This is a genomic window from Streptomyces lunalinharesii (assembly GCF_039532155.1).
GTDB lineage: Bacteria > Actinomycetota > Actinomycetes > Streptomycetales > Streptomycetaceae > Streptomyces > Streptomyces lunalinharesii.
This window is the reverse complement of record NZ_BAAARK010000031.1, coordinates 24,999-49,038: the sequence shown is the minus strand read 5'-3', so window position 1 is coordinate 49,038 and position 24,040 is coordinate 24,999. Positions and strand designations below refer to the sequence as shown.

The 24,040-nt window shown below is 68.6% G+C and carries 17 protein-coding genes; 5 read left to right on the top strand and 12 right to left on the bottom strand.

The genetic code is table 11. The annotated features are described in order from the left end of the window. Positions 1-65: 65 nt before the first annotated feature. Complete coding sequence (locus ABD385_RS32125; protein ID WP_344582634.1) at positions 66-695, bottom strand: hypothetical protein; 630 nt, start codon at positions 693-695, stop codon at positions 66-68. Between the two features lie 51 nt (positions 696-746). After that, on the bottom strand, positions 747-2,240 hold the full coding sequence (locus ABD385_RS32120) for a bifunctional transcriptional activator/DNA repair enzyme AdaA (RefSeq protein ID WP_344582633.1): 1,494 nt from the start codon (positions 2,238-2,240) through the stop codon (positions 747-749). 174 nt (positions 2,241-2,414) lie between these two features. Here ABD385_RS32120 and ABD385_RS32115 point away from each other — a divergent pair. Continuing rightward, positions 2,415-3,244 (top strand): IS5 family transposase gene (locus ABD385_RS32115; protein ID WP_425585523.1). Its coding sequence is split into 2 segments (ribosomal slippage): positions 2,415-2,744 and positions 2,747-3,244, totalling 828 coding nucleotides; the frame shifts between segments, so codons are not numbered across the junction. Positions 3,245-3,514: 270 nt separating this feature from the next. Here the strand turns inward: ABD385_RS32115 and ABD385_RS32105 are convergent. After that, positions 3,515-4,258: a helix-turn-helix domain-containing protein gene (locus ABD385_RS32105; RefSeq protein WP_344582631.1), complete on the bottom strand. Its 744-nt coding sequence runs from the start codon at positions 4,256-4,258 to the stop codon at positions 3,515-3,517. A 384-nt stretch (positions 4,259-4,642) separates the two neighbouring features. On the opposite strand from ABD385_RS32105, the gene ABD385_RS32100 reads away from it, so the two are divergent. Next, entirely contained in the window at positions 4,643-5,677 is a 1,035-nt protein-coding gene (locus tag ABD385_RS32100; RefSeq protein ID WP_344582629.1) for a glycoside hydrolase family 113 protein, read from the top strand. On the opposite strand, the gene ABD385_RS32095 is transcribed toward ABD385_RS32100, so the two are convergent. The 8 genes from ABD385_RS32095 to ABD385_RS32060 form a co-directional block, all read right to left on the bottom strand. Then, positions 5,660-6,467 (bottom strand): IS5 family transposase gene (locus ABD385_RS32095; protein WP_425585522.1). Its coding sequence is split into 2 segments (ribosomal slippage): positions 5,660-6,116 and positions 6,115-6,467, totalling 810 coding nucleotides; the frame shifts between segments, so codons are not numbered across the junction. The two genes, ABD385_RS32100 and ABD385_RS32095, sit on opposite strands and share 18 nt — an antisense overlap. A 1,197-nt stretch (positions 6,468-7,664) precedes the next feature. After that, entirely contained in the window at positions 7,665-9,281 is a 1,617-nt protein-coding gene (locus ABD385_RS32090; RefSeq protein WP_344582625.1) for an alkyl sulfatase dimerization domain-containing protein, read from the bottom strand. A gap of 270 nt (positions 9,282-9,551) precedes the next feature. Next, complete coding sequence (locus ABD385_RS32085; protein WP_344582623.1) at positions 9,552-10,178, bottom strand: TetR/AcrR family transcriptional regulator; 627 nt, start codon at positions 10,176-10,178, stop codon at positions 9,552-9,554. 205 nt (positions 10,179-10,383) lie between these two features. Then, entirely contained in the window at positions 10,384-12,396 is a 2,013-nt protein-coding gene (locus tag ABD385_RS32080; protein ID WP_344582621.1) for a CocE/NonD family hydrolase, read from the bottom strand. 59 nt (positions 12,397-12,455) lie between these two features. After that, the gene (locus ABD385_RS32075; protein ID WP_425585521.1) at positions 12,456-14,021 is read right to left on the bottom strand and encodes a peptide MFS transporter; all 1,566 of its coding nucleotides are present in this window, start codon (positions 14,019-14,021) and stop codon (positions 12,456-12,458) included. 125 nt (positions 14,022-14,146) lie between these two features. Next, positions 14,147-15,826 carry a carboxylesterase/lipase family protein gene (locus ABD385_RS32070; protein ID WP_344582617.1) on the bottom strand — a complete coding sequence of 560 codons (1,680 nt, stop codon included), beginning with the start codon at positions 15,824-15,826 and terminating at the stop codon, positions 14,147-14,149. A 52-nt stretch (positions 15,827-15,878) separates the two neighbouring features. Further along, positions 15,879-17,009: an amidohydrolase family protein gene (locus ABD385_RS32065; protein ID WP_344582615.1), complete on the bottom strand. Its 1,131-nt coding sequence runs from the start codon at positions 17,007-17,009 to the stop codon at positions 15,879-15,881. Between the two features lie 1,084 nt (positions 17,010-18,093). Beyond that, positions 18,094-18,432 carry a cyclic-phosphate processing receiver domain-containing protein gene (locus ABD385_RS32060; RefSeq protein WP_344582613.1) on the bottom strand — a complete coding sequence of 113 codons (339 nt, stop codon included), beginning with the start codon at positions 18,430-18,432 and terminating at the stop codon, positions 18,094-18,096. 851 nt (positions 18,433-19,283) lie between these two features. On the opposite strand from ABD385_RS32060, the gene ABD385_RS32055 reads away from it, so the two are divergent. Then, on the top strand, positions 19,284-19,874 hold the full coding sequence (locus tag ABD385_RS32055; RefSeq protein ID WP_344582611.1) for a snapalysin family zinc-dependent metalloprotease: 591 nt from the start codon (positions 19,284-19,286) through the stop codon (positions 19,872-19,874). A 409-nt stretch (positions 19,875-20,283) separates the two neighbouring features. Here ABD385_RS32055 and ABD385_RS32050 read toward each other — a convergent pair whose 3' ends face one another. Then, on the bottom strand, positions 20,284-22,203 hold the full coding sequence (locus ABD385_RS32050; protein WP_344582609.1) for a hypothetical protein: 1,920 nt from the start codon (positions 22,201-22,203) through the stop codon (positions 20,284-20,286). Between the two features lie 501 nt (positions 22,204-22,704). Here ABD385_RS32050 and ABD385_RS32045 point away from each other — a divergent pair. Both ABD385_RS32045 and ABD385_RS32040 read left to right on the top strand, forming a co-directional pair. After that, positions 22,705-22,887, top strand: coding sequence for a hypothetical protein (locus tag ABD385_RS32045; RefSeq protein WP_344582608.1), 183 nt, complete (start codon positions 22,705-22,707; stop codon positions 22,885-22,887). 630 nt (positions 22,888-23,517) lie between these two features. After that, positions 23,518-23,730, top strand: a complete 213-nt coding sequence (locus ABD385_RS32040; protein ID WP_344582688.1) for a cold-shock protein — start codon at positions 23,518-23,520, stop codon at positions 23,728-23,730. Positions 23,731-24,040 lie beyond the last annotated feature (310 nt).

Sequence of the window (24,040 nt, the reverse complement as noted above, 5' to 3'; positions counted from 1 at the left end):
TGCACCGGTTGGGGAAGTGCTTACTAGGTCGATCCTGACAGCCTCAGAGGCCAGTTCTCCAGCGTCTATCGGACTAGCACCACGGTTTCATGCACTAGTGGCCGATAGCCCGAACGCAGAACACGGACGATGCACTGCGGGGTAAGGGCTGTGGCCTGCTGGGGAAGATCGTCTCTGGCGGCGGCGTTGACGTAGCCGTCGTGGGTCCATCGGAAGACTCGTGCGCCCCATACCAGCCATGGACTTCCCCGCCACTGGATCATCGTCCCGTCCGGTAAACCGTCCTTGTCCTGCTCGTGCCAGATCTGGCACGAACGCCCGGGATCCAGTCGGTCCCGGGCCAGGGTCTGGTCTACGGTCTGCGCGTCCGGCAGTTCGGTCAGTTGATAGGCGTTTCTCCAGGCTCGCTTGAAGCGGAGATAATCCGCGTTCCTGCATTCCGAGCATGGGCGATGGCCCGCCGCCAGCGAAGTGGCCTCGTCAAGGAAGAACAGCTCCGTGTACGAGGCTGGACCCATGACCTGACGCTGGCGCCCGCGAAACTGGAGGCGGCACGAAAGCCAGTTATTCGTCCGCCAATTCCGGGTTAGCTCCTGCTGCTTGTTGTGCAGACGCCCGCGGTTACCGAGCATGGTCCCGCGGCTAGGGACGGCTTCGATTTCACCATACGGTGTCACGCGATTCTGGAGCGGCATGCCCCTCCTTTCTCCCTGTCGTCTTTGGACCTCTGTGTGCACTGGTGGCACTCACGCAGCCAAGGTCGCCGACCGTGGTGATGTCCGGTGCGCCGGCGCGAAGATCTGGGTGTCGCCGGGTCGGAGGTTCCACAGCTGCATGAGGGCGTAGGAGCGCCAAGGGCGCCAGTGCTCGGCACGGCGCATCGTCGGAGCCAGGCCGGTCGGCTGGCCCAGGCGTTGCAGCGCCCGGCCGGTCGACGGCGCCTGGGCGAGGAAGACGTCAGGGTCTTTGAGGGCTCGCATGACGAGGTAGGCGGCTCCGTGTCTGCTGAGGCCGGCCTTCATCAGTTGGCGCTCGGTCTCTGCGCGGTCATGGCCGTCGCTCAGTGTCAGGTCTCCCGTGGCCAGGCTGGTGGCGATGCGGCGCAGGAGTTCTGCTGCCTCGTCTGGGAGAAGGTCGGTCAGCGGTGCCTCAGCAAGGGTTTGGGCGCTGGGGAACAAATGGGTCACCAGCCCGGTCGGGATCGGCAGGGGCCGGCCGAAGCGGCACGTCAGTGCTGCCAAGGCGGTCATGCCCTGAAGTGCGGGCAAGGTTTGCCGAAGGGCAGTGCACAGCAGCAGTTCCTCAGGATCCGCGGCGCCGGGAACGCGCAGGCCTGGGTGGGCAGCGGTCAACGGAGCCATCAGGGGTTCGCTGGTGAGGAGTTCTGTGACAGCGAGCGGGTCGGCGTCCAGGTCCAGCAGGCGGCGGCAGCGATGGATGGCTGTGGCCAGATCCCGTATGTCCTCCAAGCGAAACTGTGCTGCGACGTAGCCAGGGTGTGGGGTGAGAGCGACCGCGCCCGCTCCGTGGGGTAGCCGCAGGCTCCTGCGGTAGCTGCCCGTGTCGACTTCTTCAACGCCTGGGATCGCTCGGGCGGCGAAGAATCGCAGGAGGGCCGGTCCGTCGAAGGGTTCGCGGGCCGCAAGGCGCACCGTGATCATTCCGGCAGCGTGATCAGCAGGCGAGGTGGCCATGTCGCGCAGGGCCGTGGGAGTACGGTCGAAGACGGATGCGATGGTGTCGTTGAATTGGCGCACGCTGGAGAATCCCGCAGCCATCGCCACGTCAGTGATGCGCAGATTGGTCGTCTCCAGCAGGATGCGGGCCGTCTGGGCCCGCTGAGCGCGGGCGAGGGCTTGTGGGCCGACTCCGACTTCGGTCGTGAGTAACCGGTGCAGATGCCGTGTGGTGTAGCCGAGTTGAGCGGCCAGTCCGGCAACGCCGTCACGGTCGCACACGCCGTCGGCGATCAGGCGCATGGCCCGGCCTACGACGTCGGCTCGCAGGTTCCACTCCGGCGAACCCGGGCTGGCGTCCGGGTTGCACCGCTTGCAGGCCCGGTAGCCGGCATCCTGGGCCGCCGCCGCGCTTCGGTAGAAGCGGACGTTCTTGCGCATGGGGCAGCCAGGGCAACTCGGGCGGCAGTAGATGCCGGTGGTTACCACCGCGGAGTAGAACAGCCCATCGAATCGGGTGTCCCGGCTCAGCGTGGCCCGCCAGCAGCGTTCGAAGTCAAGCACGCGAAAAACCTTTCCAGGCGGGAGGACAACGTGCTGGCAGCTATCGGACATCCAGGACGCTCTTCGGCCGCCGTCAGCCGCATCTACCGAACAGGCACGCCACCTCAGCCCTCAGAGGTCCTGACAGAAGCGGTTGAGCATGTGGCTGCTGGCTTGTCCGGTCGTGGTCTGGTCGTGGGGAAACGTCAGTCGCGGCCGTGGATCGTGTCGGATGAACTGTGGGCGCTGATCGAGCCGTTGCTGCCCAAACCGGGGCCGAAGCCGGTCGAGGGACGGCCGAGGGTGCCGGACCGGCAGGCGTTGTGCGGGATCTTGTTCGTGCTGCACACCGGCATCCAGTGGGAGTTCCTGCCCCAGGAGCTGGGCTTCGGTTCGGGCACGACCTGCTGGCGCCGGCTGGCCGCGTGGAACGAAACCGGGGCGTGGGACCGGCTGCATGTGCTGCTGCCGAAGAACCTGCGGTCGGCCGGGAACCTGGACTGGTCCCGGGCGATGATCGACTCCTCCCACGTGCGGGCGGCCCGAAGGGGCCCAAAAGCGGTCCCAGCCCGGTCGACCGCGCACGGCCGCGCAGCAAGCACCACGTCATCACCGACGCCCAGGGCATCCCCCTTACGGTGTCGCTGACCAGCGGCAACCGCAACGACGCCACCCAACTCCCGCCCCTGCTCGACAAGACCCCCACCGTCGCCGTCGCTGTCGCCGGGGCGGTCGGCCGGCCCCGGCACCGGCCCGACGCTCTGCTCGCCGACCGCGGCCACGACCACGACACGTACCGGCGCCTGCTGCGACAGTGCGGCATCCGCCCCGTAATCGCGAGGCGAAGCCAGCCACACGGCTCCGGCCTGGGCACCTTCCGGTACGTCGTCGAACGAACCATCTCCTGGCCGCACGGCTACCGTCGCCAGCGCATCCGCTGGGAACGACGCGACGACATCCATGCAGCCTTCCTCGCACTCGCCACATGTCTCATCACCTACAGACACGTCCGACGCCTTTGTTAGGACCTCTAACTGATCGTTTCAGAATGCGATGCGTAGTCGTCGCAAGCAGATGACGGAGCAGACGAGTTCGAGGTGTTCTTGGTGGAGGTCGACGCGTATCTCGTAGCGGATCCGCAGGCGTTTGAACTGGTGGAGTCAGGCGAAGGTGCGCTCCACCGCCCACTGCGTCTTGCCGACTCTGGAGCCGTGCGGGGGTGCCGCGGCGGGCGATCTTCAGGCTCGGGGCTTCTCGAATGCCTGGTCGATCGCCAGGGTGAGTGAGTCCGTGTACTACTCCGCGTGGCTCGTCAGCGTGTATTCGTCACCCGTGTCACCAACCATGTCACGCCAGTGCTTTTCAGCGGAGCGGATGAGGTCGTCGCCGAGGCGTTCGAGGAATCGGCCTGCCAGGGCGAGCCGGGATCCGGCAGCGGTCTCGGCTCCGAAGAGCTCGGCGCCGCGCAGCGCGGTGGCGGCGAACCGCTGGTTGGCGGCGACGCTGGCCGCCACGGTCCGCAAGCCCGCCTTGTCCTCGAGGAAATACCGGTGGCGGCGGCCATGGTCATCGCGATCGCGGCGGATCAGATCCTGCCGTTCCAGCAGGCGGACCGCGTACGAGATGGTCGCCGCGCTGACTTGCAGGTGCTGCGCCATCTCGATCGCGGTGCGACTGCCGGTCTCGGAGGCGAACAGGCAGGCCATCACACGGGCGGAGGTTCGGGGGAGGCCGGTTTCGACAAGTGCTGTGGCGAGGTCGGTGACGAACGCGGCCGTTGCGTCGGGGTCGGGGCCAAGATGCTCGATGGTCCGCTGCGCCGGGGCGGGGGGCTGCGGCCGGCGCTGGGCTCGGTGGGTGGTCGCGAGCTGTGCCAGTTCCGCGCGGTACCGGGCAGGTCCGCCGTTGCGCGCGACCTCGCGGCTCACCGTCGAGGCGGGACGGTTCAGGCGTCTGGCGATGTCGGCGTAGCTCAGGTGCTGCGCCAACCCCGCGGCGATCTGTTGCCGGTCGGCTCTGGTCAGCCTGCGTCCTGGCATCGGGTCGGTTCCTCTGCTTCGGTCGTCTCGGCACACAGTGTGTGCACTGGTCGCAGATCGTTGCAACACCCTCCCTTCGCCGTGCATTGACCGTCACTGTCATTGCATCGACAGTTGCGTAGCTGACCTGCGCAAATAGCACGATCTCGAGGAGATCGCCGTTGACTGGTATTTCGACTGCCACCTAACGTTCGACTCCGATCGCCGAGCACGAGTGTCAGGTGGACTCCCGGGGAGAAGCGAGGTGGCCGCGCGGCCGAGGTCGCCGTCGAGCTGCTCCACAGACGCACCCGGGTCGTCCATGCGATCCGTCTGCCGAACCGATTTCCATCGACGTCCGGTGAGACGCAGCAACAGATGTCGATCGATTGTCAGGAGCATCCCATGCGAGCCAAAGGCATCACCTACGACACTGGCTTCAGCCCGGGCGGAAAGAGTTCGCGGCCCGTCTTCGACTCCGACGCGGTGCGACGTGAGATCCGCGTCATCGCAGACGACCTGCACTGCGATGCCGTGCGGATCACCGGCGGCGACCCTGGGCGACTGGCCCTCGCGGCCCGGCACGCCGCCGATGCCGGGCTTGAGGTCTGGTTCTCCCCATTCCCTTGCGAGCTGTCCACCGAAGAGCTGCTGCCCTACTTCGCCGCCTGTGCCGACCGCGCCCAGGAGGTGGGAGCGGACGTCTTGGTCACCGGCTGCGAGCTGAGCCTGTTTGCCGCCGACATTCTCCCCGGAGCCGACAGCCTCGCCAAAATCGAAGCCCTGACCAGTGGTGCTCCCCAGGCATTGGCCGGGCTCGCCGAGGTTCCTGCCCGGCTGAACTCCTTGTTGGCCAACATCGTAGAGACGGTGCGCTCACGGTTCCGCGGAAAGATCACCTATGCATCGGGAATATGGGAACAGGTCGATTGGGCGCCCTTCGACATCGTCAGTGCGGACGCCTACGGCGATGCCAGTGACGCCTTCCGTCAGGGCCTGCGCGAGTATTTCCGGCACGGAAAGCCACTCGCGGCGACCGAGTTCGGCTGCTGCACCTATCGGGGCGCAGCCGAGCGAGGCGGCATGGGCTGGGTAGATGTCGTCGATTACGACGGCGATCCGCCCCGCATCAACGGGGATTACGTCCGCGACGAGGAAGAACAGGCCCACTACCTGCGCGAGATGCTCGCCGTCTTCGACGAGGAAGGTGTGGATACCGCTTTCTGGTTCACCTTCGCCAGCTACGAGTACCCGTACCACGCCGACCCGCGCTTCGACCTGGACATGGCCTCCTATGGCGTATGCAAGCTCATGCCCGACGGCAGCCTCGCCCCCAAGCGCTCCTTCCGCGCCATGGCCAAGGCATACCAACCAGCAACGTCAGCGTTGTCTATCCGGGGTGAGGAAGACCCTACTGATGTTTCAGAACGCAGTGCGTAGTCGTCTCAAGCAGATGATGCTGCAGGCGAGTTCGAGAAGTCCTTGGTGGAGGTCGGCGCGTATCTCGTAGCGGATCCGCAGGCGTTTGAACTGGTGGAGCCAGGCGAAGGTGCGCTCTACCACCCAACGGGTCTTGCCCAGGCCGGAACCGTGCGGAGTGCCGCGGCGGGCGATCTTCGGGGTGATGCCCCGTTTGCGGATCAGACGCCGGTACTTGTCGAAGTCGTACCCGCGATCGGCGAACAGCCGCCGCGGCCGGTGCCGTGGCCGGCCTCGCAGTCCCCGAATATGGGGAATGACATCCAGCAGCGGCATCAACTGGGTGACGTCGTGTCGGTTACCGCCAGTCAGCGACACGGCGAGCGGTGTGCCGTGCCGGTCGACGATCAGATGGTGCTTGCTGCCCGGCCTGCCCCGGTCGACCGGCGAAGGCCCAGTGTGAGCCCCCCTTGAGAGCTCTGACATGCGAGCCGTCCACTGCCGCGTCGTCCATCTCCAGTAGACCGGACCTGCGGAGTTCAACCAGCAACGTCTTGTGCAGGCGGGGCCACACGCCGGCCTCGGTCCAGTCCCGCAGACGACGCCAGCAGGTCACCCCGCTGCAACCGACCCGCTCGGCCGGGACGTCCCGCCAGCTCACCCCCTTGCACAGCACGTAAACGATGCCGGCCATGGCAACGCGGTCGTCCACCGGAAGCCTGCCGGGAAAGCGGCGCCGCCGCGGCGGACGGGTCGGGAGCAGCGGGACTATCCGCTCCCACAGATCATCAGGAACAAGATCATCAGGCACCCCGCAGACCCTGCCCGATGCCGCCCTCAACTACCAACCACCACACCGAACTCATTCTGAAACGATCAGTAAGGCCGGCTGCTCGGTCCGCTCCGGAGTGGAGGGCACGATCAACGAGTTCGCCATGGGGCATGCGCCGCCGTACTCACGGCCATCGCCGTGAACGTCGAACGACTCAGCAGCCTGTCATCGACCGAAGAAACGCCGTCACCACGGCCGCCGACCGCCTTCCAGACCTTCCTGGATCAGAACGGGATGCCCCGGTCGAAGTCCTGGCGAACCCTCGGTAGTTGACCTCGACCATCCCGAGATCCCCGACGGAGTCCAGGTGAGGGACGTCCAGACCGCCCGGCCTCCCTGGTGCCGACGCTCTCACAGGACAGTACCGAGCAGCGCGCGGCGGTCGCCGGAGAGGGCGTAGCGGTGGGCGTCGAAGTCGTGTTCGAGGGGGTCGCCGATGGCGTCGCACAGCGGGGCGAGGGTGTGGGCTGCGGTGGTTTCGGAGACGTAGGCCGGGGCGACTTCGAGCCTGAGCTCCCCGTCGCGTAGTTGATGGTGACGAGCTTGTCGACGACGGCGCGCAGCTCGGCGAGAGCGGGGTCTGCCGGTGGGTCGAGCGGCGGGGGCGGTGGGGTGGTGCGGATGTCGCAGACTGCCTGGTGGACGACGGCACGCACCGTCGGCTCGTCGAGGCCCTACAGGCCCGCAATGAGCGAGTGCGGTGAGACGCCTGGTGATGAGCTCGGCGATGTCGTTCGTGCGGCCGGAGATGGCCACGGATTCTGGTCCTCGTGCGAGAACGCACCAGCCACTCGGTCCGCACTGGAGCACGCCTGATCAAGTGGAAGCTGGGCAACCGTTCGTCGCTCTCTGGGGCGCCGCCGCTCAGGCCCCGCTGACCAGACGCTGCGGCCTCGTGTCGGCCCCTCTCGACCGGTTGAGCGCAGGGGCGATTACGCGGGGCCCGATCGCCGATGGAGTGAGGGGCGACGGTGCGGCCCACGACGGTTCTGTATCTGCACGTCAGTGCCTCCAAGGTGTTCGTTCCCCGAGGGCACTGCGCGCGGTACGGCTACTTCAGTCAACTTTGGCCGCGCATGGCCTGGATGCGGCTGCGGCCGCGGAGCTGACGGCGACCAGGTGGACGCCAGATGACCGTCGCTACTGGTCGCTTCGGTCGGGGTCGCCGGGCAGGGGTTAGGAGGAGAGGGGGTTGGCGTAGGCGGCGAGGTCGGCGATGGTCTGTGGGAAGCGAGTGATGATCGAGCCGGGGTTGAGGACGTCGTGGGCCGCGGTCAGGCAGGCGTTGCGCAGGCGGCCCTGGAGGGCGAGGTAGCCGAGTTGGACGAGGGCTTTGGACTGGAGGGTGCGGGCCTGCTGTTCGGTCTTGGAGTTGACGGCCAGAGGGATGGAGGCGGCGGAGATGACCGGGTCGAGGAGGTTGACCACCTTGGCGTAGTCGGGGGTTTCGGCGTCGTAGGCAGCCTGAGCATCCTGAACCGCCTTGGCGGCGCCGCCGTGGGTGACCAGGGTGGTCTTCGCGGAGACGGCGAGTTGGGCGGTGCCCAGGAAATCCCCGGTCAGGCAGGCCCAGACCTCGCGGACGGTGCGGGTCGGGGTCTCCAGGTAGCCGGGTGCGATGAACAGTGGTGCCAGAGCGCCCGTGTCGACTGCGCCGTTGTCGGTGAAGGCTGCGTCACGGTGGGCCGTCAGCCAGTCGGTGACGTGCTTGTGCGAGTCCTCGTCCTCGTTCGGCCATACCGGCCATCCGTAGGCGGCCAGTCCGATCTCGGCGTTGGTGCCGAAGGCGGTGAGTGTCGCGCTCAGGAGGTCGGCGCGGTGCTTGCCGGGGGTGCCCAGCAGGCCGGGGCCGGGAAGGTAGACGGCCCGGAAGTCGGGCAGGTAGAGGTTCATCTCGGCCGGTGAGGTGTGCCCGCCTGCGGGCTGGAGGATCAGCTTCACCCCGTCGATCTCGATGGCGTACAGGCCGGCGTGCCAGTCGGCATCCGCCCAGGCGGGCCAGTCGGCCTGCTTCGTTGCGGCCGGCAGGAGACCTCCGAAGGTGTCGGTGGGGGCCAGGAACGTGGAGGTGCCCACCGAGACGGTCCTGCCGATGTCGGAGTCGACCAGACCGCTCGGGGACGCGTCGAGGCGGGTGCCGTAGGCGTAGTCGATCAGCCGGGCGTTGTGCGCGCCGTTGGTGATCTGGCGCAGGACCGCGTCGGTGAGGAACCCGTCGGGCGCGTACACCTTCAAGTCCTTGGGGATGTCACCGTCGAACAATCCGCGGACACCGCCGAAGTGGTCCACGCCGCTCTGGGTGTAGATCACAGCCCGCACCGGGCGGGAGGCGTCCCCGGTCGTTTCGCGGTAGAGCTTCAGTGCCGCTTGGGCCGTCTCGTACGATCCGAGCGGATCGATGACCACCAGCCCGGTATCACCGGTGACGATGGTCAGGTTGGCGAGGTCGTAACCACGTACCTGATAGATCTGCCCCGGCGCGCCGGAGCTGACCTGGAACACCCCAGAGCGGCCGTCCAGTTGGCCCTGTCGCCACACCGGCCCCGAGACCGAGCCCGGATGTCCCTCATCTCCTTCTGCCACGAATTCGAAACGCGTGAAATCCCAGACCACGCTCCCGTGCTTCCCGTCCCGAGACATGATGAAGGGCACATCCGGCAGCGCGAGCAGTGCCCGCTGGGCGTCCACGAAGTCGGTGCTGGCGGTGGGAAGGCTCGCGTCGCTGGTCTGGTTCTGCTGCGCGACGTAGTCCGTCGGCTCCACGGGCCCGTCGTAGTGCTCGCTGGTGGTCATGGCGCTACCCCTCCTCAAAACGCACGGTAATCGCTCGCACGCAATCCGTTCCCAGGTGCGGCGAGCGCCGAGGCTAGACAGGGCAGGTGAGGTCCACAACAGGGCCTCAAAAACAGTGACTTGAAATCAAGGAAGATCACGACGACGGAACCCGGATCGATGCCTACTCCCCTCAGCCGCCCCGCCCCCCCCAAGAGGGCATGCGTTCGAAGCCGCGATCGCGAAGCAGTTGACCGAATCCCGCCATGAACCCGGCCGGGCCGGGCCGGATCAGCCGTGCCGAAGGGCGGCGGTTATGTAGGAGCGCAGGAGAGCGTTCTTCTGTTCGTAGCCGGGCTCGTCGGCGACGTTGCGCACGCGAGTGTCGAACGCGCTCTGGGTCAGGGCTCCCACCGAGTACAGGTACGCCCAGTGGTGGAACCCGGCGGGCTTGTCCGGCAGCGCGATGGTGAGCGCTTCGACGAACTGGCGGGCCAGTGGGTCGAACTGTTCCCGGATGACCGGTCGGTCCTGGCTGGACGGGTCGGCGGCCTCGCGCAGTACGAGACGGGCGAACCAGATGTCGTCCGGGTCGTCGTGCAGCGCGAGAACCGGATCGGTGAAGGAGCTGACGATCTGTTCGACGGCGTCGTCCGCGCGCAGGTCGAGGATCGCCCGCAGGCGCGCCAACCGCTCGTCGTTGACGTACCGGCGCTCCTCGAAGATCGCCGAGTACAGTCCGAGCTTCGAGGTGAAGTGGTAGACGACGAGGGACAGCTTGACGCCCGCCTCTTCGGCGATCTGGCGCATCGTCGCGCCGTGATAGCCCTCCAGCGCGAAGAGGCGTTCGGCGGCCCGTACGATCGCCTGCCGCCGGCTGCCGCTCGTCTCGCTCCGACCGGCCGTCGAGTCGACCACCTGGCCACCCCTCATTTCTGCGCGCTTCGGCTCGAGTATGGCACCGGCATCGCCGAGCGGCGCCGTCCGAGCCATGCCTGGCTCCCTTGCGCAGAGTACGGCCGGGCGTCCCGCGGCGGGGAGCCTGTGGACAACCCCGCCGCGGGCCGCGGAACCGTGCCGTCGGCGGGGCGTCGGAACCTGCCGGGGTCGCCCCGCCCGCGCCTCACCCCGCCGTCCGCGGGATGCTCCGCTCCCAGGTCCGCCGGAAGACCTCCTCGTCGCCGTCGTGGCAGACGACCTCGTTGCGGGTGTGGAAGGCGTCCGCGTCCGCGCTGATCTCGGAAACCGTGGCGATGCGGGCGTCCCAGCCGGTGTCCGGACGATGCAGCCGTACCGACCAGGTGGAGCGGGTCCGGGCGCTGGTCGGGTCGTCGCTGGTGATGCGGTAGGTCTCCAGGGCGTCCTCGGTGAACTCCAGGCCGTCCGGGTAGACGCGGGTGCCGCCGTAGCGCGGATCGACCTCCAGGGTCCATTCCCCGGTGGCGACGTCGCGCACCACGCGCCGCTCCGGCCGCTCCTCGGCGGCCTGCGGGAACTCCACGCCCAGCGGGGCGGCCTGCTCGGGCGGCCCGAAGGTGACGGGCGGCCCGTCGGACCCCTCGCCGCGTACGGGCAGTTCGAGGGCGGAGCCCGCCGGGTCCACGGTCCAGCCGTCCGCCTCCGGGTGCGGCCAGATCCACGGCCAGTAGGCGGAGGACAGGGCCAGGCGGATGCGGTGGCCGGGCGGGAAGGTGTGCCCGATGCCGTTGAGCTCGAAGGTGATGTCCTCGGTGGCGCCGGGTTCCCATTCGACGGCGCGGTCCCGGCCGTGCCGGGCGAGGAGGTTGAGGACGCCCCGGGTGACCAGTGTCGAGGAGCCGTCGGGGGCGACGTCGCACAGCCGGGCGATGACCTGCCCGCGGCGGGCCTGCGAGGTCAGCCGCAGCCGTACCCGGGGACGGCCGAGGATCTCCGTGGCTTCGGTGAGTTCGGGCAGGTCGAAGCAGACCGAGCGGCCGTCTTCCTCGCGCTGGTCGGGCGGCAGATCGGCGTCGTTGCCGAAGGGGAAGAAGCGGCCCGCGTCCACCCCGGTGTGCTGCGGGGAGCGCACCGGGCGGGGCTGCTCACCCGGGAGCGGGTACGCGGTCGGCGTCACCCTGGGGGACGGCCAGGAGGCGTCGCCCACCCAGCGGCCCGGCAGCTCCGGGTAGACGGTGGCCGGCGGATGCGACTCGCTGATCCACGCGCGCAGCAGCGGCTCGTCCATGACGTCGCGCTGTCCCGCCGGGCGCTCGGCGTCCGGCTTGAGCCAGCGGTCCCACCAGCGCAGCGTCTCCTGGAGGAAGCCGATGCCCGGGCCGGGCGGCAGTCCGCGGTCGGGGTACTGGTGCGACCACGGTCCGATGATGCCCCGTACAGGGGAATCGAGATGCTCCACCAGGCGCAGCACGGTGTCCCGGTAGGGGTCGTGCCAGCCGCCGACGGCCAGCACGGCGGCCTTGATGGCGGAGTAGTCCTCGCAGGCGCTGCCGTGCTGCCAGTAGGCGTCCCGTGACTGGTGGGCGAGCCAGGTGTGGATGAGCGGGTCGAGGGCGTTCAGCCGCTCCAGCCACCGCTCGCGCCAGACGTCGCCGACGTGTGCCGGGTCCGGCGGCCGGGAGGCGAACGCCAGCATGGTGGCGGCCCAGGCGTGCATGTCGACGGCGAGCACCGAACCGCCCATGTAGTGCACGTCGTTGTCGTACCGGTCGTCGGCGGAGCACACCGTGACGATCGCCTTGAGCGCCAGGGGGGCACGGGCGGCGAGCTGGAGGCTGTTGAAGCCGCCCCAGGAGATGCCGAACATGCCGACGTTCCCGGTGCACCAGGGCTGGGCGGCGAGCCATTCGATGACGGCCAGCCCGTCGGCCAGTTCGGTTTCGGAGTACTCGTCGGTCGGCAGCCCCTCGGAGTTGCCGTGGCCGCGGACGTCAACCCGTACGGAGGCGTAGCCGTGGCCCGCGTACCAGGGGTGGCGCTGGGCGTCGCGGGGCGCCGTCCAGTCGCTGAGGCGGTACGGGAGGTATTCCAGGAGGGCCGGTACGGGTTCGGTGCCGTAGGGGCGCCAGATGCGGGCGTAGAGCTCGGTGCCGTCCGGCAGGGGGATGCGGACGTCCTCGCGGAACGTCTCGTGCGGGAATGCGGTGCGGATGTGCATAACGGGTCCCGGGGTCGGAAGGGGTCACGGTAGGGGGACGCGGGGCGCCGGGCGCGCCGTCAGTGCACCGGGTGCATGGTGCGGCGCAGCCAGGGGCCCACGGCTATGACGACGAGACCGAGGACGACGGCTATCGCCCCGTTGAGGCCGAAGTACAGGCCGTTGGATATCACGCCGAAGAGCTTGACGGCCTGCGCCTGGATCCCGTTGGCGAGTGCCAGGGAGAGGAACCACAGGGCCATCGTCTGGCTGGCGAAGGCGGCCGGGGCAAGCTTGGTGGTCGCCGACATGCCGGTGGTCTCCAGGAGGATGTCGCCCAGGCCCAGCAGGACGTAGGAGACGACCAGCCACCAGGCGGCCATCTTCCAGTTGCCGGTCTGCCCGGTGACGGCCGGGACCATCACCAGGAAGGACAGCCCGCCCAGGATGACGCCGTAGGCGATCTTCCGGGAGGCGTGCGGCTGGCGGCGGCCCATCCTGACCCAGACGGCGGCCACGACGGGGGCCAGCAGCACCTCTGCGACACCGAGCACGGAGTTGTACCAGGTGGAGGGGAATTCCCAGCCCAGGATGCTGGTGCGGGCGTGGTCCGCGGCCAGCAGCGTCATCGTGGAATAGGACTGGAACAGGATGAAGTTGAACACCACGGACGCCGCGAACAGCACGATGTAGGGCCGCAGCCGGCCCCGCTCCTCGGCGGTGACCCGGGGGCTCTTGAACATCACGGTGAAGTAGACGACGGGGGCGATGACGGAGATGACGGTCAGGACGTTGACGGTGCCGTCCAGGCTGAGGCAGCCGGTCAGCACGAGCGCGGCGGCCGCCGCGGCGACCAGGACGCCGCCGCCCGCCAGCAGCCACACCGCGCGCTTCATGGCGCGCGGCGGAAGGGCGAATTCCGCGGCGTGGTCGCGGCCGGCGAGCCCGCGCCGCCCCAGGACGTACTGCACCAGGCCGAACGTCATACCGATGGCCGCGGCCGAGAACCCCAGGTGCCAGCCGGCCTTCTGGCCGAGCCAGCCGGTGACCAGCGGCCCGAGGAAGGCGCCGATGTTGATGCCCATGTAGTAGAGGGCGAAGCCGGCGTCGCGGCGCTGGTCCTCGGTCGTGTAGAGCTTGCCGACCATGGTGGACACGTTCGGCTTGAGCAGGCCCGTGCCGGCGATGATCAGGCCCAGGCCGACCCAGGTCATCCCGGTGGTCGGCACGGCCATGGAGTAGTGGCCGCAGGCGATGAGGATGCCGCCCCACAGGACGGCGCGGTAGCTGCCCAGCATCCGGTCGGCGAGCCAGCCGCCGGCCACCGAGACGAGGTAGACGAGCGTGCCGTAGGCCGCGGTGACCGAGGCGGCGGAATTCTGTGCCATGCCCAGGCCGCCGTGGGCCACCTGGTCGGAGAAGTACAGGACGAGGATGGCCTGCATCCCGAGGAAGGAGAACCGCTCCCACATCTCCAGCGAGAAGAGGGTCAGCAGGCCGCGGGGATGGCCGAAGAACCTGTGGTCCTCGCGCGTATTCGGTTCTACGGTCACAACGGTTGCTCCAGTTTGCTTTCGGGAATTCGCTTGCCGCTGCTTTCCCGTTTCATGCACTGCAAACCTGGAGCGCGGTGTGATGTGGAACATAGCGGCAGGTGTCGGGTGTGCTGGCAGGGTGGTCCGGAGGGCGGGCACCCACGGTAATCGAACAGCGACCGGATGCACTGGCCAGCGGCGAGGACAGCGATAGACCGACTCCCGTTGGACAAGTCCTAGCCAGACCTGTTCGCCAGCGCTGCCCGTACGTTGTCGACGAGCACATTCTCCACCGACCGCACGGTGCCGAAGCCGCGGTCCTGGAAGACGTCCCACTCCCGGTTCAGCAGGCCGGGCCTCGGCTCGACGGATCGGCCGAACCAGAGGACGTTCCCGTTCTCCGCGTCGAATCGCGGCCACCGGGCTCCTGGGTCGCCGCTGCGGATGAAGGACGCGTAGAGCTCGCCCATCCGCCCGCTGACCTGACGTACGTCCTCCCGGTCCGCCCCGTCGAAGGCCGGCCACCAGGCGAGGTCGCGTTCGGAGTGGTTGCGGAACAGGAACGGGATGTCCCCGGTGTGCACGGCGCGGAGGCGACCGCCGAGGCCGGGCAGGTCGTAGGAGTACTGGAACAGGTGCACGGGGATCCGTTGCGCGCTGAGGTTCCGCGCGATCGCCAGCGACGACAGCTTGAAGAACTCGAAGGACATGATGTCCGACAGCAGCAGGCCGGGCGCGTGGTCCGGGTGGAGTTCGTGGAATCGCCGGTACACCTCCTCGGCACCGTCCGCGCCGAAGATCTGTTCCAGGACGCCCAGCACGTCCCGCCGGGATCCGCGGAGGACCGTCTCCGAGTGCCCGCGGAAGAACTGCCACTCGTCCTTCGCGAAACCGATGGCCACTTCCAGGTCGGGTTTGGCGACCGGGTTCTCCGACAGATGCAGTGCCGGAGCCTGCGGCACCCAGTCCTCCTCGACGACGGCGCCCAAGGGACGCCAGGCGACATGCCGGTCCGGAGGGAAGTAGCGGGTCAGTACGTTCTGCACGGCCAGCAGTCGGTTGGGGTCGATGTCCTGGAGTCGCGTCGGGTCGTCGATGTGCAGGAGGTCGAGGTACATCCGTGCGACGGTGACGGCCTCCGGCCGCTGCTGTGTGCACCAGAGGTTGAAGGGGGACAGCGACTGCAGCACTGCGCGGCGGAAGTAGGGATGCGCGTTCGGGTTGGTCAGCAGGTGCGAGACCGCGGTGGCTCCGGCGGACTCCCCGCCGATCGTGATGTTCTCCGGGTCGCCGCCGAACGCCTCGATGTTCTCGTGCACCCACTTCAGCGCGGCGAACTGGTCCTGCACGCCGAGGTTCACCGCCTTCGGCAGACCACCGCCCAGGAGACCGAAGTGGACCCAACCGAGGGCGCCCATCCGGTAGTTCGGCCGGACCACGATCATGTTGGCCTCGCGGGCCAGGTTCGCGCCCCGCTCCAGCTCGAACGAACCGGAGCTGACCGCGTTCGCGCCGCCGTGGTAGTAGACGTAGACGGGCAGGGCTGCGCGCGGAGCCGACTCCGGCACCCAGACGTCGAGGTACAGGCAGTCCTCCGCCGCGTGGTTGTGGCGGTAGGTCGCGTTCGTGTAGGCGGGCCACGCCATGATGCCCGGCACGCCGGGGTCGATCTCCCGGACGATGCGCTCGACATCGCTGTGGTTGTCGGAGTTGAACTGGTACGAGGCGGGGCCCGGGCGACTCGCGTCGCGGATGCCCGACCACCGCTCCGGCGGCAGCGGTGAGCGGAACCGCAACGGACCGACCGGAGGCCGGGCGAAGGGCACGCCGCGGTAGACGGTGACGCCCTCCTCCGGGGTTCCGCGGAGCAGTCCGGTCGCCACCCGCACAACCCCCTGCGCGTCCATCATGTGCATGGTTTCGTCCTTCTTCGGAGTGCGGGTCGAGCGACCCTTGATGCGTGCGCCGTCAGGTCGCCGCGATCCGTCGATCGAGCCGGGCCGCAGCCATCGGGAACAGGCGCAGGGCGTTGTGGCCGACGGCCTCGACTTGTTCGCGGGTGAGTGCGGTGAAGTCCGCCAGGGCGTGCCGGTTGGCTTCCAGCGTGGCTTCCGTGCTGCACGGCACGCCGCTGTCCGAGCCGTAGACGAGGTGGTCCGGGGTGGTCATGGCCAGGGCCGGTGCGAGGGCGTGGGCTGTGCCGCTGGCGGCGGTGTCCAGATACAGCCGGGCGAAGTGGTCCCGGATCTCGCCCTGGTCGAGTTCGCCGGGGTTCGGTACCCAGGCTTCCGTGCCCAGCAGATGCAGGCGCCCCGCCAGGGCGGGAAGCGCGCCGCCGCAGTGCGCGACGATCACCTGCATGTTCGGAAACCTGCGGAAGACGCCGGCGTAGAGCATGTCGACGATGGTGCGGGCGGTCTCGAAGGCGACCTCCAGCAGCGGGCTGGGGCGACCCATGGACGCGGGAGCGTAGGCATCCGGGTGGACGAACACGACCGCGCCGCGGCGGTCGAGTTCGGCCCACACCGGTTCCAGGCTCGCGTCACCAAGCGAGACTCCGTTGTACATGCAGGTCACCGCGAACCCGTCCGCCTGCAAGTCGCCGTCGGCGCGCTCGATTTCAGTGAGCGCGGCGGCCGGGTCGTCGGTGGGCAGAGCGGCAAGCAGGCCGAACCTCGACGGATACTCCGACACGAGGAACGCGCCGTAGTCGTTCGACGCACGAAGGGCGTGCAGGGTCTTGGGGATGTTGCTCAGCAACTGCATCGCGACGCCGGCGCGCTCCATGTAGTCCAGCGTCGACTCGACCGTCCAGTGGTGGGGAGCCGGTGCGAGGAACTGCTCCGCTCGCATGGCATGCCACCGCGTTTCCCGTTCTTCGGGAGTGGTGGGCGGGGTGAAGTGCGCGTGCACGTCGATCAAGTCGGACATCGCCGCAAAGCCTTCCTGCTGGGTCTGTTGCCCCTTTGCCCTGCCCGTCACCTTAACCTCCGACTGTACGTACGTACAGTCAGGGATCGTGTTTGCCTGCCGGGCGCCGAACCCGTTCCCCCAGTGCCCCGACCACGCCACGGCGAATACGTCCTCGTCGACGGGCAATTCCGGTCTTCGCTGGTGGGCTTCACACGGTCGCCGCTGCCGCTCACGGAGGCCGCACTGCCGCCTCGATCGACGCGTAGCAGCCCGGACCCAGTACAAGCCCCCCCGCACCGGGACCGCCACCGTCCCCCGAGCCCACATCGAACGGCTGGAGGGCAGTACGGAGGTCCGGCTCGGAGTGCGGCGCAGCAACTTGCGCAGCCGACGAGCATCGCTGCCCGATGCGCGGCACCAACAACTGGCAGAACTCGGCCTATTCGACTGAACAGACCGGGTCGAGACCGAGGTGTGCCGCGTCCTGCCGAGGGCGGGCTGTAGTCGGCGCGGCGGCGCGGCGAGCCGGCGCGGCGGCGGTGCGGGTGCCGGGTCAGCGGCCGGCGAGGTGGCGGAGGCCTGCAATGCGGCCCTTGGCCCTCGGGGGCCCCTCGGGCCGGGTCGCCGCGTGTTGAGGACGCACGCCAGAGGCGGCGCCGTGCAACCCGGCCACTGTGCCCACAACCCGACCTCGAAGCCGAAGGGCATCCGTCGGGCTGGACAGCCGGTGCTGAAGGGGACACGGGCCAGGCCCCCGCCGTGACCTCTTCAATCGGCCCTGAAGACCAGGCAGCGACCGCCTCACGAAGTGACGAGGAGTGTGAGCCGGTCATTCGCCCCTCCGCCAGCGCTGTTTCTCCTACTGTTGGGGCCGAGGCAACGTAGACCGAGACCTGCGTTGGCCTTCCGCCGGTGTATCGGACTTGCGGCTTCCGGTCAGCGACACGCTGCTTGCGCGGCGCATCCAGATCCATCCGCAAGATCCCATCGATCACCGCCTTGCACGGACCAAGCGTCGACGACCACGGCGGCAGTGACTTGCGCGGCCCCAGCCCGACCTCGCTCCGGCACCCGCACCACCACCGTCGACAACGAGCAGGGCGGGAAGGGGCTCAGCGAGGCCGTGCAGGTGGTCCAGGACGACCGGCAGGTGGTCGGCGAGGTACGCAGGTGCGCCACACCAGGGTCAGACGCCGCTTCTCTGACCTGCGTTTTCTTCCGCAGTCTCACAAGGTGTCGAACGCAGGGGTCTCAACCCCGTGTCAGATTCCTAAGCCGTTGCCCGCCGGACTTGGTAGTTCCAACGTGTGAGCGACCGGACGACGGTCTCGGCGCCAATGGGGTTGGCGCTGTGAACGAAGACCGTTCCGATTCTGAAAGGCCGTCCGTTGAAGGCGGCTTCTTCCATGAGGGTCACCACGGGCAAGATGCTGTCGTCGCCGCCGAGGTCATGGTCGAGCCAGAGTTCGTCGATGAAGCTGTCGCGGTGCTCTTGCAGGAGTCGGATGCCTTCGCCGCTGGTGCGGGCGATCCGCGTGGCCCTGGGCAGCGGCCGGAGGTCGTCAATGCCGAGGATGACGGGCGCCGGTCCGGACGGGTTTTCTTTCACCTGACCATCATCACAGTGCAGCGGCCGCAGGCGGTACAGAGGGGAGCGAGGGCGAGGTAGTCAGCATCGCGGGCAGGTTGCGAAGCGCGGTAGCGATCTTGCGCACCTGGTGTTGCCTTGGTGGCGTCTCACGGTCGATCGCGGATCCGTCAGCGGTCCGACATCGACCGTGAGATTCCGATACGGGAGATGAAATCCCACAGAGCCGGTCAGACGGTCCAGCAGGCGGAGGAGACGTAGGCGTAGGCGTCCCGGTCGGTGCCGAAGCCGCCTTGGATGATCTCCTCCAGATCGCTTCGAGTTCTCCGAGTTCTCCGAGTTCACGGGCGTCGTGTGCGATCCATGCATCCCACAGTCCGGTTCCAGGTCAGCCCGCGGACGTTGATGGAACGCGTCTCCACGTCGCGGCGGTGGCGCGGGGCGACGTGTGACTGGTCGGCGGGGTCGATCTCGATGCGGGGCCCCGCGGCCGCTGTTGGCGAGGCGACGACGTTTGATGTGGGCGACGACGTTGCGGCGCTGTAGGTCCCAGTAAGCCGCGGTCAGGCGCGCGAGGTTGGCCTTGCTGGGCGTGCGTTCCTCGGCCGACCACGGCGTGAGGCGCGTCCGCGATCTCCGAGGCGATCGGCCGTCAACTGCCGGGCGCGGTGGGCGGCTGATCGGGCGCCCTGGGCGTGCCGGACGAAGGCGTTTGCCCCCCCCTTGTCCCATCCCACCCATTGTCAACTCCTGTGCACTTTGAGCCAAGTTGACGACGACTGGTCCTGATCATCGACACAGAGGTTGTCGTGTTCGCGACGAACTCGTTTACTGCACGCAGCAGCTGAAACTCAAGGAGGCGTAGCAGTCTGATGCTCAAGCGAATAGCCGCGCTGACGGCGCTCATCCCGGTCATGTTGGGCACCACGGTCGGCGCCGCTTCGGCGCACCCCGCGGCGCACTCGACCGCCTCTGTGGTCACCTTGACCTACGACGCCAGTGCTGCCGGTCAGTGGGCGGGCCCGATCAAGCAGGCCGTGCAAAACTGGAACGACGCGGTGCACAACGTGCGTTTGGAGCCGGCGAGCACCTCCGCCTCCGCTGACTTCGTCTACGAGGCGACCAGCGGGTGGCCGCAGACCACGTTGGGGCCGATCTTCCCCGGCGGCAACGGTGACGTGCAGCTGGGCCAGCAGGCCGTCGACGAAGGCTACGACACGACCCGGATCGCGGCACACGAAACCGGGCACATCCTCGGGCTGCCCGACGACTACAGCGGGCCCTGCTCCGAGCTCATGTCCGGCCACGGCCCCGGCACGTCCTGCACGAACGCCAAGCCGAACGCGGCCGAGGCGGCACAGGTCGACAAGAACTACGCAGCCGGCACGCCAGCGGTGCACCCGCATCACCACCAGGTGGTGATCGACGTCTGGTCCGGCCGGGTGCTCACCGGCTCGCACTGACGGGCAAGCAGGTCAGGCCCACTCAACACCGGTGGTCTACACCGGCCTACGGGGGGCGCAGCCCGGTATAGGGCAACAGCACGGCGGCGCGACCACGGGACGGCCGGCTCACCCGACGACCAGCCACAGGACACAACGGTCACAGCCCGCCACTTGGCCGTGGGCGTCGACGTCCGCGCCGACGGCCGGGGCGCGCCGCGCGATTCCGAAGCGTTGAGGTGACGCGCCGGGCCCGGGCCGAGGCTGGTGGGGCATTGGGCGGGCGGGGGCTGGAGGCGGTGTTGCCGGCGGAGATGTGGTGGGTCTCGCGGGGGGACGGGACCGCAGGAGAACCGGGCAGGCAGCCCGGGCCGACTGTGTGTCGTCCCGGGCCGCCCGGTGGGGTTCACCGGTTCAGGGGTTCAGGGATTCAGGGGTTCACCACGCTCCAGCGCTCGGCCAGGATGTCGTTGCACGGGGCGAGGCGGACGGTGCCGCGGTCGGCGTCGGGTGCCAGCAGACAGAGGTGGTTGGCCTCGTTGCGGTAGCGGACGGTGCCGTCCGCGTAGCTCTCGGCCAGCCAGCGCTGGCCGGCCGCGTCGACGCCACGCGCGTCGTCGCACGTCCGCAGCATGGCATCGGTCTGCGAGGTGGCGTGCTCGTCGCCGACGCCCAGGCAGGAGTTGTTGCCGAACTCGCTCTTGAAGCGGACCAGGTTGTCGCCCTGGCTGATGCGCTGGATGTTCCAGCCGAAGTCCAGGCGCTCCTGGCGCAGCCAGTAGATCCACCACCATTTGGGCGGAGCGGGCGCGGTGCGGATGGCGGTCCCGGGAAAGGATCCGTTCAACATGCGACCGCCCATGAAGGCGGATTCCAGGCGGACGTTGCCGGTGGTCGTCGGCCAGTCCTTGGGCAGCGAGACAGGGTTCTCCCACCACCGCTGGGCGGCGTCCTCCGTGCACGGTGCCACGGTCACCTGCTTGTCGGAGGGGGTCAGGCACATCCCGGGGAAGGCCACGTTCTGCCAGCGTTGCGGACCCCCGCTGTCGTTGTTCCACGCGGGGTCGTCCTCCAGGTGGCTGATCGTCCACTGCGCCCGCGGATCTGCGCAGTCGCCGGCGACGACGCCGGAGGACGTGTCCCGGCGGACACCCGTCGGGGCGGCGATGCAGTCTCCCGTGCCGGAGTTTCGCAGGTAGTGGGTGAGGGCGTCGCCGTTGGTGTACATGCGCCAGGTCTGGGCGCTGCCGTAGAGGGCGGGACCGAGCCCGATCGAGCGGTTCTGGTTCTCCTGCAACTGATTGCCGTTGGGCGCGGCCAGCACGGTGGCGTAGGCATGTGACGGGCCGGTGGGCGCGACCGGCGGTGGTGTCCGCACGAAGTGCACGGCCACGTGGTCGGAGCCGGCACCGTCCGCACGGTTCGCGGTGAAGCCGGCGGGCAGACCGGCGCTCGTGACCGCGTAGTCCAGCTCGCTCGGGTGGTCGCCGTTGATGAACGTCGGCTGCCCCGTGCGCAGCAGCCTCTCGCCGGCGCTCAGATGCAGCGACTGGCGGGCCTCGGTGTCGTTGCGGTTGAGGATGTTCACGTTGTAGTCGCCGGCCAGGACCCAGTTCCGGCCGCGCTGGTCGCTCCTGGCCATGAAGTTGCGGACCTGGTCGAGCAGTCCGGGCCTGTCCTCGTTTCCGGTCACGTCCTCGCCGCGGGCGTGCGTGTTCCAGTACCAGGTGTTCCCGAACCGCAGACCGAGCAACGGGCGGGCGCGGTAGCGGTTGTTCGGGGCGTTCGGGTTCGGGTCGTAGTAGTTGTTCTCCAGGACGCGGACCTCCCTGGCCGGGGTGTCGGTGACCGTCGCCAGGTTCATCTGGCCGCCGTCCCACGTGTCCTCATTCGTCTCGCCGATCCTGCGGGGGTCGGTCTGCAGGAAGTACACGAAGCGGTTGGTACCGTTCGGACCGCCCGCCCAGGTCGAGAGCGTGTAGGAACTGGGCTGGGGGCTGCGGCTCGGAGTGAGCCGCAGCTCCCGGTAGTTGCTCCGGTGATCGTCCCGCGGCTGGGGCGGCCCGCTGCCGGCCTCCTGCAGCATCACCACCGGGTAGTTCGCGACCAGCGGGCTGACCTCCGAGGTCCACCTCGCGCCATTGTTCGAGCCGTGCATGTTGTACGTGGCGAACGGCGAACTGCCGTCAAGGTTGACCGCGTACGCAGGCGCAGCGGTCAACGGAACGGTCAGCAGGGCCGCCACCGCGCTCAGGACGGCGAGCACGGCGGTGGTCCACCGCCGCGACCGCAGTCGCGTCCTCGTGGTCCCCAGGGCCCCCAGGGTCTGCGGACGGTTGCCTCTACTCAACGATCAAGCCTCTCCCATCGGCCCCTGTGCCCGGCGGCGCAGGAGGACTGCCGAAGCCACCAACTCCCCGTGGCGGCTCCGCTGCCGTACCGGCAGCGGAGCGGGACCGATCCCTCCCCGGTCAGCTGTCGAGCGAGTGGTGCACGGACCGTCGAACAAGCGATCGCCAGCCCGTCGGACACAAGAGACGGAAGATCGAGCTCACGCGGTTCAGGACCCCATCGATATCCGGCCCCTCCCCCGCACCCAGTGCCCCGCCCGACCTTGGGGCGACTGGCCAGTACGAACGGAGTCATGGGGTTCGCACACATACTCGACCCGACCGTCCGGCACCACGACCCCGAACCGTCCCGGGAAGCCCCACTGGCCTGGCGATACACCGCGTCGGGCCGAACACCGAACAGCCGAGGCGACATTGTCCTTAAACGGGGTGCTGGGGAAGGAGGGTGATGGTGATGGGTCGAGGGAGGGTCCGGTCCCGACGACTTCCGGCGGCTCCCGGTGACTCCCGGCGCAAGCCCGCTGGACCCGCTGCACCGCATCGCCCTGGGGGCCTCAGCGTCGCCCAAAGGGCGCTACGACGAGAACGAGGAAAACCAGGAAGCCGGCCGCCGACTGGGCGCCTGGTACCAGAGTGACCGGATCCTCGGCTGGGAAGCCTCCGCTGTCACCATCTGCGACTGACACCTCAGAAGCGATGCTCCGGTGGCCCAAGAGCAGGGCCGTCGCGAAAGGTTGGAATTCCGACGTTCATCGCCCGTGGAGCAGCACGGACCATCCTCGGATCTCACCGCGGCCGGGGCTATCACGGGACCCTGATCACGCATTGAGACCGGTGTGTAGGGCTGCCGTCCGGGGGGGGCGGAGGGACGGTGCCGGTGCTGTCGGTGTACAGGCCGAGCATCGCGTCCCCGAGGCGGCCGACGAGTCGTTCCCCGAGCGTGGCTTCGTTCATCGGGGGACTGTTGGCCGAGGTCAGCGGCGCGTCGGCGGCTGTGGCGGCCGCGACCACGAGGTTCGCCAGTAGTTGCCGTCGCCGCACCGGATCACCGTCCTCCGAGCCGTACCCGCCTGTCTGGAGGCGGGGAGGCGGTGGCAGGCCCGATCGCGTGTCCGTGCCGAACGGCTGGCTGGCCGACTGGCTGAGGGGCAGGCCGAGCGCCTGGGCGGGATGCCGAGTGCGTCGGCAATGCGCCACAGCACCATTTCCGTCAGTGGTGACCCGGCCACCGGCGGGGCGTGTTGCAGCTGGGCCAGAGGGGCAAAGATGCTGTGAGCCAGTTGATCATCAACCTCGAAGAGAGCGGCAGAAACGTGGCAGATCGGCAGAGCGGCACGGTGAAGTTCTTCAACGACGAGAAGGGGTACGGGTTCATCACCCCTGATGGTGGAGGTGACGACCTATTCGTTCACTTCCGGGCCATCGAGGCGGACGGATTCAAGTCCCTCAAGGAGGGCCAGAGGGTGTCCTTCGTCGCTGCGCGGGGACAGAAGGGCATGCAGGCCGAACAGGTCCAGCCCGAATAGCCCTACCGCCTACGTGATCGCGCCTGCCGCACTCTGGTGCCGAGCAAGCGCGATCACGCTTTTCTGTCGATGGTTCGGCATCGCAGGAAGTGCTCGAACGTCGATCGGTCGCGGCGCTTCGGCGGCACCCTCTCCGGAGCCGGTGACGGTGACGGGGCTGGGGCTGGGGCTGGGGCTGGGGCTGGGGCTGGGGCACCGTAGCGGCGGAACCGGCAAGGTCGCCGCGACGCCTTGCCCTGCCAGAGCACGGCCAGGCGGGGAGGGGCCACCGTCAGCACTCCGCAGCCGTTCCGGAGCGGCATGCGCTGCT

What these genes read in the sequence shown, in the direction of transcription:
- ABD385_RS32125 (WP_344582634.1), bottom strand. Translation starts at nt 695, where the DNA reads ATGCCGCTCCAGAATCGCGTGACACCGTATGGTGAAATCGAAGCCGTC.
- ABD385_RS32105 (WP_344582631.1), bottom strand. Translation starts at nt 4,258, where the DNA reads ATGCCAGGACGCAGGCTGACCAGAGCCGACCGGCAACAGATCGCCGCG.
- ABD385_RS32100 (WP_344582629.1), top strand. Translation starts at nt 4,643, where the DNA reads ATGCGAGCCAAAGGCATCACCTACGACACTGGCTTCAGCCCGGGCGGA.
- ABD385_RS32090 (WP_344582625.1), bottom strand. Translation starts at nt 9,281, where the DNA reads ATGACCACCAGCGAGCACTACGACGGGCCCGTGGAGCCGACGGACTAC.
- ABD385_RS32080 (WP_344582621.1), bottom strand. Translation starts at nt 12,396, where the DNA reads ATGCACATCCGCACCGCATTCCCGCACGAGACGTTCCGCGAGGACGTC.
- ABD385_RS32075 (WP_425585521.1), bottom strand. Translation starts at nt 14,021, where the DNA reads ATGTTCCACATCACACCGCGCTCCAGGTTTGCAGTGCATGAAACGGGA.
- ABD385_RS32070 (WP_344582617.1), bottom strand. Translation starts at nt 15,826, where the DNA reads ATGCACATGATGGACGCGCAGGGGGTTGTGCGGGTGGCGACCGGACTG.
- ABD385_RS32055 (WP_344582611.1), top strand. Translation starts at nt 19,284, where the DNA reads ATGCTCAAGCGAATAGCCGCGCTGACGGCGCTCATCCCGGTCATGTTG.